At 69.3% G+C, this 6,729-nt stretch carries 6 protein-coding genes; 5 read left to right on the forward strand and 1 reads right to left on the reverse strand.

Going from position 1 to position 6,729, the window contains the following annotated elements:
• Positions 1-157 precede the first annotated feature (157 nt).
• Positions 158-2,218: a bifunctional 2',3'-cyclic-nucleotide 2'-phosphodiesterase/3'-nucleotidase gene (locus F3J14_RS32825; protein WP_166726447.1), complete on the reverse strand. Its 2,061-nt coding sequence runs from the start codon at positions 2,216-2,218 to the stop codon at positions 158-160.
• Between the two features lie 293 nt (positions 2,219-2,511).
• On the opposite strand from F3J14_RS32825, the gene F3J14_RS32830 reads away from it, so the two are divergent.
• The 5 genes from F3J14_RS32830 to F3J14_RS32850 form a co-directional block, all read left to right on the forward strand.
• Positions 2,512-3,636, forward strand: a complete 1,125-nt coding sequence (locus F3J14_RS32830; RefSeq protein WP_166726448.1) for an ABC transporter permease — start codon at positions 2,512-2,514, stop codon at positions 3,634-3,636.
• The gene (locus F3J14_RS32835) at positions 3,633-4,559 is read left to right on the forward strand and encodes an ABC transporter ATP-binding protein (protein ID WP_166726449.1); all 927 of its coding nucleotides are present in this window, start codon (positions 3,633-3,635) and stop codon (positions 4,557-4,559) included. The genes F3J14_RS32830 and F3J14_RS32835 overlap by 4 nt, the downstream gene beginning before the upstream one ends.
• A gap of 24 nt (positions 4,560-4,583) precedes the next feature.
• Positions 4,584-5,519 (forward strand): MlaD family protein, encoded by a 936-nt coding sequence (locus tag F3J14_RS32840; protein ID WP_166726450.1) that lies wholly within the window; start codon positions 4,584-4,586, stop codon positions 5,517-5,519.
• Between the two features lie 89 nt (positions 5,520-5,608).
• Positions 5,609-6,232, forward strand: a complete 624-nt coding sequence (locus F3J14_RS32845; RefSeq protein WP_006755841.1) for an ABC-type transport auxiliary lipoprotein family protein — start codon at positions 5,609-5,611, stop codon at positions 6,230-6,232.
• 19 nt (positions 6,233-6,251) lie between these two features.
• Positions 6,252-6,729 (forward strand): VanZ family protein (locus F3J14_RS32850; RefSeq protein WP_211080419.1); only part of this gene is annotated, 478 nt, incomplete at its 3' end.

The following is a 6,729-nucleotide window of genomic DNA, read 5'->3' on the forward strand; positions in this document are numbered from 1 at the left end:
CAGCCGGTCGTCGCGACGACGGCCGCGACGGTCACGGCCGCCGCCGCGAGCAACGCGGCCGGCGGGAGTTTCGCGCGCAGCAGGCGCCGCGCGGCGGCGGTGAAGCCGGCCTCGACCGGTCGCATCGTCCGGATCGGTTGCATCGCGGGTCTCATGGTCATTGCGTGAGGTCGATCTCGTAGATTGCGAGGTTCTTGCCCGAGCCGTCGTCGGCCGCGACCTGCGTGAGGCCGCTCAGGCCGGCTGCCGCCGCATCGCCGAGTCGATTCGGCGCCGACGTGAACCGCACGTGCGCGACCGAGCTCGCGAGCTTCGTGAAGCGCCAGCTGCGCTGCGCGCCGTCCGCCGCGCGCGTGATCGCGCCGCGCTTCTTGATGAACGAGATCAGCACGTCGCGGTTCGCGTCGGGCGACGCGAAGATCGTCTTGCTGCCGTCGAGGCCCGGGAAGTTGCCGCCGCCGCTCGCGCGGTAGTTGTTGGTCGCGACGATGAACTGCGCGTTCGGGTCGATCGGCGCGCCCTTGTACGTCAGGTTCCTGATCCGGCTGCCGACCGGCTGCGTGACGTCGATCTCGTACGCGAGATCGGCGGACGTGAACATGTCGAAGTTGTAGCCGGGGAAGCTGCTGATCAGCGGCTGCAGGGTCGCCTTGGTCGGGTCGATCGTGTTGAAGCGCTTCGCGGCCGTCTCGAGCCAGTTCTTCACGTCGCTGCCGTTCACCTTCACCGCGTACACGGTGTTCGGATACAGGTACAGATCGGCCGCGTTGTTGATCGCGAGTGCGCCCGGCGCGACGTCGGTGTAGTCGCTGCCGCCGCCGAAGCCGCTCTTGAACGGCGCGCTGACCGACAGCACCGGCAGCGACGCGTATTGCGGCAGGTTCGCCTGCACGTAGGTCCGCACGTAGTCGGCCTGCGCCTCGTTGACGATCTGGATCGCGCCCGGATCGCCGACGTCCGCGAAGTACGAGTTCATCCGGTAGTCGGTCGAGCCGATCGGCGTCTTCACGTAGTCGATCGTCGCCTGGTGCTCGGCGGCGATCGCGGCGGAGACCGACGGGTCGGCGGCGACGTAGCTCTTGTCCGCGTTCTGGATCGGCCGCGCCTCGACGGTCGTCAGCGACTTGTCGACGCTCCACGCGTTGCCGTCGAACTTCAGGCCGAGCTTGATCACGCCGAGATGCTTGCCCCAGAAGTTGGCCATCACGGTCGGCACGCCGTTGACGGTGCCCTTCGCCTTGTCGACGCCCGGCAGGTTGAACTGCGGCACGGTGCTGTTCGCATCCGGGAACACCTGGTGCGAGTGGCCGATCAGCATCGCGTCGATGCCGGGCACCTTCGACAGCCACCAGCTGCCGTTTTCCATCGTCGGCGAATACGCGGCGTTGTCGAGGCCGCCGTGCGAGATCGCGACGACGAGATCGGCGCCCTTCGCGCGCATCTCCGGAATGTACTTCTCGGCCGCTTCCTTCAGACCGGTCGTATAGACCTTGCCGTCGAGCCAGCGCTTGTCCCAGTTCATGATCGCGGGCGGCGTGAAGCCGATGATGCCGACCTTCACCGGCGCGCTGACCGTCTTGCCGTCGGGCGTGACGGCCGTCACCGTGCGGGTCAGGATGGTGTACGGCGTGAACAGCGGCGCGTTGGTCTTCGCGCTGATCACGTTCGCGAGCACCTGCGGGAAGTTCGGGCCCGCGCACTTCTTCTGCTGCGCGGGGGCCGGCAGCCCGTCGACGTCGAACGTGTTGCCGGTCACCTGCGACAGGTACGGCAGCCCATAGTTGAACTCGTGGTTGCCGATTCCGCCGCCGTCGAACTTCGCGGCGTTCATCACCTTGTAGATCGCGAGCGTCTGGTCGCAGCCGATCGGCTTGACGAGCGCCTGGTAGTCCGACAGCGCGGTGCCCTGGATCGTGTCGCCGTTGTCGAGCAGCAGCGTGTTCGGGTACTGCGCGCGCGCCTGCGCGATCAGCGTCGACACGCGCTCGAAGCCGAGCGAGTTGTCGGCGGCGAGCTTGAAATAGTCATATGACAGCACGTTGGTGTGCAGGTCGGTCGTTTCGAGCAGCGCGAGCGTGGCGGTCGTGCCGGCGGGTGCCTGGGCCTGCGACGACGGAGCGGTGACGTCGTCGCCGCCGCAGCCGGCGAGGGCGAAGGCGAGGCTGGCGAGCGCGGCGGCGGAGCCCACGCGGCGGCGGGAAAGCGGGGGGAGACGCATCGATTGTCCTGTTCGGTGTTCTGTTCTATGACTCGCGACGATGAAGGGCGAGGTGCGCAACGAAATGGCGGCGCGGGCGCCGACGGCCTGATGTGCGCGCGTGAGAGTATCGAAAGGAAACATGACGGAAGAATGAAAGGTCGCGCACGGGGCAAGCCGAGCCGGGCCACGCACGGGCAGGCAGGCGCCTCGGCCCGGCGCGCCGGCCGGGCGCCCCGACGGAAATCCTCACGTCGCTGCGCCGGGCGGTTCGCTACAATGGCCGCTGTCATCCTTTTGCAAACAACCCGCCCTTGGACTTCGAGACTCCTCCCGGCCTGTCGGTCGACGCCGGCGGCCAGGGCCAGACGGTGCGCCTGTACGGCCAATGGACCGCGCTCGCGCTCGCGCGCAACCGTGGCGTGGTCGCGCGCCGCGTCGCGGGCATCGCGTCCGGGCGCGTGAGCGAATGGGATCTGTCCGGCATCGAACGGCTCGACCACGTCGGCGGCCAGGCGCTGTGGCGCGTGTGGGGCCGCAAGCTGCCGGACGGCGTCGCGCTGAGCCCCACGCAGCGCACGATCTTCGAGCGCATCGAGCGGCTCGACAGCCAGCGCGAGGCGCCCGAGCGCGTCGTGCACTTCGGCCCGATCACGCGCTTCGGCTTCATGCTGTTCGCGTTCGCCGAGCACCTGCAGGGCGGCATCGCGATGTTCGGCCTCGTGATCCTCGACGCGCTGTCGGTGCTGCGCCGTCCGAAGACGATGCCGTGGAAGGAAACCTCGGCGAACATCTACAGCGCCGGCGCGCAGGCGCTGCCGATCACCGCGCTGGTCGCGTTCCTGATCGGCATCGTGCTGAGCTACCTGTCCGCGCAGCAACTGCAAACATTCGGCGCGAACCGCTACATCGTGAACATCCTCGGGCTGTCGGTGATCCGCGAGCTCGGCCCGGTGCTGTCGGCGATCCTCGTCGCGGGCCGCTCGGGCTCGGCGATCACCGCGCAGATCGGCGTGATGCGCGTGACCGAGGAGCTCGACGCGATGCGCGTGATGGGCATCCCGCACGGGTTGCGGCTGATCCTGCCGCGCGTGCTCGCGCTCGGCGTCGCGATGCCGCTGCTCGTGATGTGGACCAACATCATCGCGCTGAGCGGCGGCGCGCTCGCCGCGAAATTCGTGCTCGGGATCGACATCAACTATTTCGTGCGCTCGCTGCCGGGTGTCGTGCCGATCGCGAACCTGTACATCGGCGTCGGCAAGGGCGTCGTGTTCGGCATGCTGATCGCGCTGGTCGCATGCCATTTCGGTTTCCGGATCAAGGCGAACTCGCAAAGCCTCGGTGAAGGCACGACCACGTCGGTCGTCTCGTCGATCACGGTCGTGATCCTCGCCGATGCGGTGTTCGCGATCATGTTCCAGAACGTGGGGCTCGGATGAACGCGTCGAACGAATCGGCGGCCGGTGCCGCCAGCGCCCATACGGCGGCAGTCGGCGCCGGATCGGCCGGCACGCCGCCGGCCGCTGCGCCCGGCGACGACCTCGTGATCGAGGTGCGCAACCTGACGAAGCGCTACGGGCGCAACATCATTCACCAGAAGCTCGATTTCGACGTGCGGCGCGGCGAGATCGTGGCGATCGTCGGCGGCTCGGGGTCGGGCAAGACGACGCTCGTGCGGCAGATCCTCGGCCTCGAGCGGCCGACGTCCGGCACGATCAAGGTGTTCGGCGAGGACACCTCGAAGATCGACGACGCGACCGCGCGGATGATGCGCACGCGCTCGGGGATGCTGTTCCAGCAGGGCGCGCTGTTCTCGTCGATGACGGTGTTCGACAACGTCGCGCAGCCGCTGCGCGAACTCGGCCGCGTGCCGCCCGACCTGCTGCACGACATCGTGATGCTGAAGCTCGAGATGGTCGGGCTGCCATGCAAGCACGCGTCGAAGATGCCGGCCGCGCTGTCGGGCGGGATGGTGAAGCGGGTCGGCATCGCGCGCGCGATCGCGCTGGAGCCCGAACTGCTGTTCCTCGACGAGCCGACCGCCGGCCTCGACCCGCAGGCATCCGACGAATTCGTCGAGCTGATCGCGACGCTGCATCGCACGCTCGGGCTGACGGTCGTGATGGTGACGCACGACCTCGACACGATGGTCGCGCTGTCGACGCGCGTCGCGGTGCTGGCCGACCGCAAGGTGCTGGTCGCCGCGCCGGTCGAGGAGGCCGCGAACGTCGACCATCCGTTCATCCACGAATATTTCCTGGGGCTGCGCGGGCGCCGCGCACTGCAGGCGCTGCCGCCCGAGCGGCGCGCGAAGCTGCCGAAGGCCGCCCTCGAACCGGCGCTCTCGAGCGTCGAGCTGTAACCGGCAAGGACAAGGAATCTCCTGATGGAAAACAAATCACATGCGTTCTGGGCCGGCCTGTTCACGATCGCGCTGACGCTGGCGATCGCGGGCACCGTGTTCTGGTTCAACGTCGACCGCACCGTGCGCGTGCCGTACGACCTGCTCGCGCGCACCAATGTGACGGGTCTGTTCCCCGACGCGGCCGTGCGCTTTCGCGGCCTCGACGTCGGCAAGGTGCAGTCGATCGGCTTCGATCGCACGCATCCGGGCCAGATCCGGATCCGGATTCTCGTTGATCGCGACGCGCCGATCACGCAGTCGACCTACGGCAGCCTCGGCTTCCAGGGCGTGACGGGCATCGCGTTCGTGCAGCTCGAGGACACGGGCCGCGACCTGGCGCCGCTGCCGTCGTCGCCGAAGGCGATCGCGCAGATTCCGATGCGGCCGAGCCTGTTCGATCAGCTCCAGGAGCGCGGCGACGTGCTGTTGCGGCAGCTCGAGCAGGCGGCGGAAAGCGCGAACGCGCTGATGTCGCCGGACATGCGCGAGCAGTTGCGCGCGACGGCCGAAAGCCTGCAGCACGCGGCGGACGGGGCGGCGACGCTGTCGAAGCAGCTCGCGCCGGCGGTGGCCGCGCTGCCGCAGACGATGCACGAGGTCAATCGCACGATGGCGTCGGCGAATACGCTGCTGCAGCCGAACGGGCCGCTCGTGTCGAACCTGAACAAGGCCGGCTCGGCCGCGGAGCAGGTCGGCGTCGCGCTGAACGACCTGAACGCGCGGGTCCAGTACGACACGCTGCCGCGTTTCAACGCGCTGGCGGGCAGCGTCGGCGATGCGTCGCGGCAATTGAAGGACGTCGCCGGTGAACTCGGCCGCAACCCGAGCAGTCTGTTGTTCGGTTCGCCCGGCTCTGCGCCCGGGCCCGGCGAAGCGGGCTTCGTCTGGCCGGGCGCGGGTGCGGCGGCCGGGAAATGACGCGCAGCGCCAGCCCATCGACCGCCCGGCCCGGAGTGAGGCCGGGCAATGACGCCATCGAAACCGGAAACATCATGCAGGAACATGCCATGCCACGAATCCTTGATCGCGCGCTGCGTCCGGCCGCGACCGCACTCGCGATGCTGATGCTCGCGTTCGCCGCCGGCTGCGCCGGCAACGGCGCGGCGCTGTCGAACGTCCGCTACGACCTCGGGCCGGCCGCGTCGGTCGTGACGGCCGGTACGGGCCCCGCGCTGAAGGTGCTCGACGTCGCCGCGCCCGACGCGCTCGACACGGACAAGTTCGTCTACCGCCTCACGTATGCGGATGCGCAGCGCACGGCCGTCTATCGCGACAGCCGCTGGACCGCACCGCCTGCGCAACTGCTCACGCAGCGGCTGCGCGGCGCGCTGTCGTCGCGCGGCGCGGTGCTCGAAGGCTCCGACGGCGTGCGCGCGCCGACGTTGAAGGTCGACCTGAACGAATTCGAGCAGGTGTTCGACGGGCAGTCGCAGAGTCACGGCGCGGTCACCGCGCGCGCGACGCTGATGCAGGACGGCAAGGTGCTCGGCCAGCGCACGTTCGTCGCGCGCGCGCCGTCGAGCACGCCCGATGCGGCCGGCGGCGCGCGTGCGCTCGCGGCCGCGAGCGACGAGCTCGTGTCGCAGATCGCCGCCTGGGTCGGCGTGCAGGCGTACGCGGGCAACCCGTGACGCGCAGCGTGCAGCCGCGATGAACGTGCCGGGCACGCCACGCGCGTCGTCGCTGGCGCGACAGGCGTTCGCCGCGTACGCGGCGCTCATCGTCTATGCCTCGCTGTATCCGTTCGACGGCTGGATGTCGCTCGGCATCGGGCCGTTCGACTACCTGTTCGCGCCGATGCAGCGCTATGTGACCGCGTTCGACGTCGTGACCAACGTGCTCGGCTACCTGCCATTCGGCGCACTCGGCGTGCTCGCGCTGCATCCGCGCTGGCGCGGCGTGGCCGCGACGCTGATCGTGGGGGGCCTCGGCGTGCTGCTGTCGGGATCGATGGAGGCGCTGCAGACCTACCTGCCCATGCGCGTCGCGTCGAATCTCGATCTCGCGGCCAACGCGCTCGGCGCGGTGTTGGGCGCCGCGCTCGCGGCACCGGCCACCCGCGCGCTGCCCGACCTCGGCGCGCGTCGCCGGCTGCGCTTCGCACGGTTCGAGACCGACGGCGCGGCGG

Source organism: Burkholderia sp. Tr-862, assembly GCF_011753085.1.
GTDB classification, from domain to species: Bacteria; Pseudomonadota; Gammaproteobacteria; order Burkholderiales; family Burkholderiaceae; genus Burkholderia; species Burkholderia ambifaria.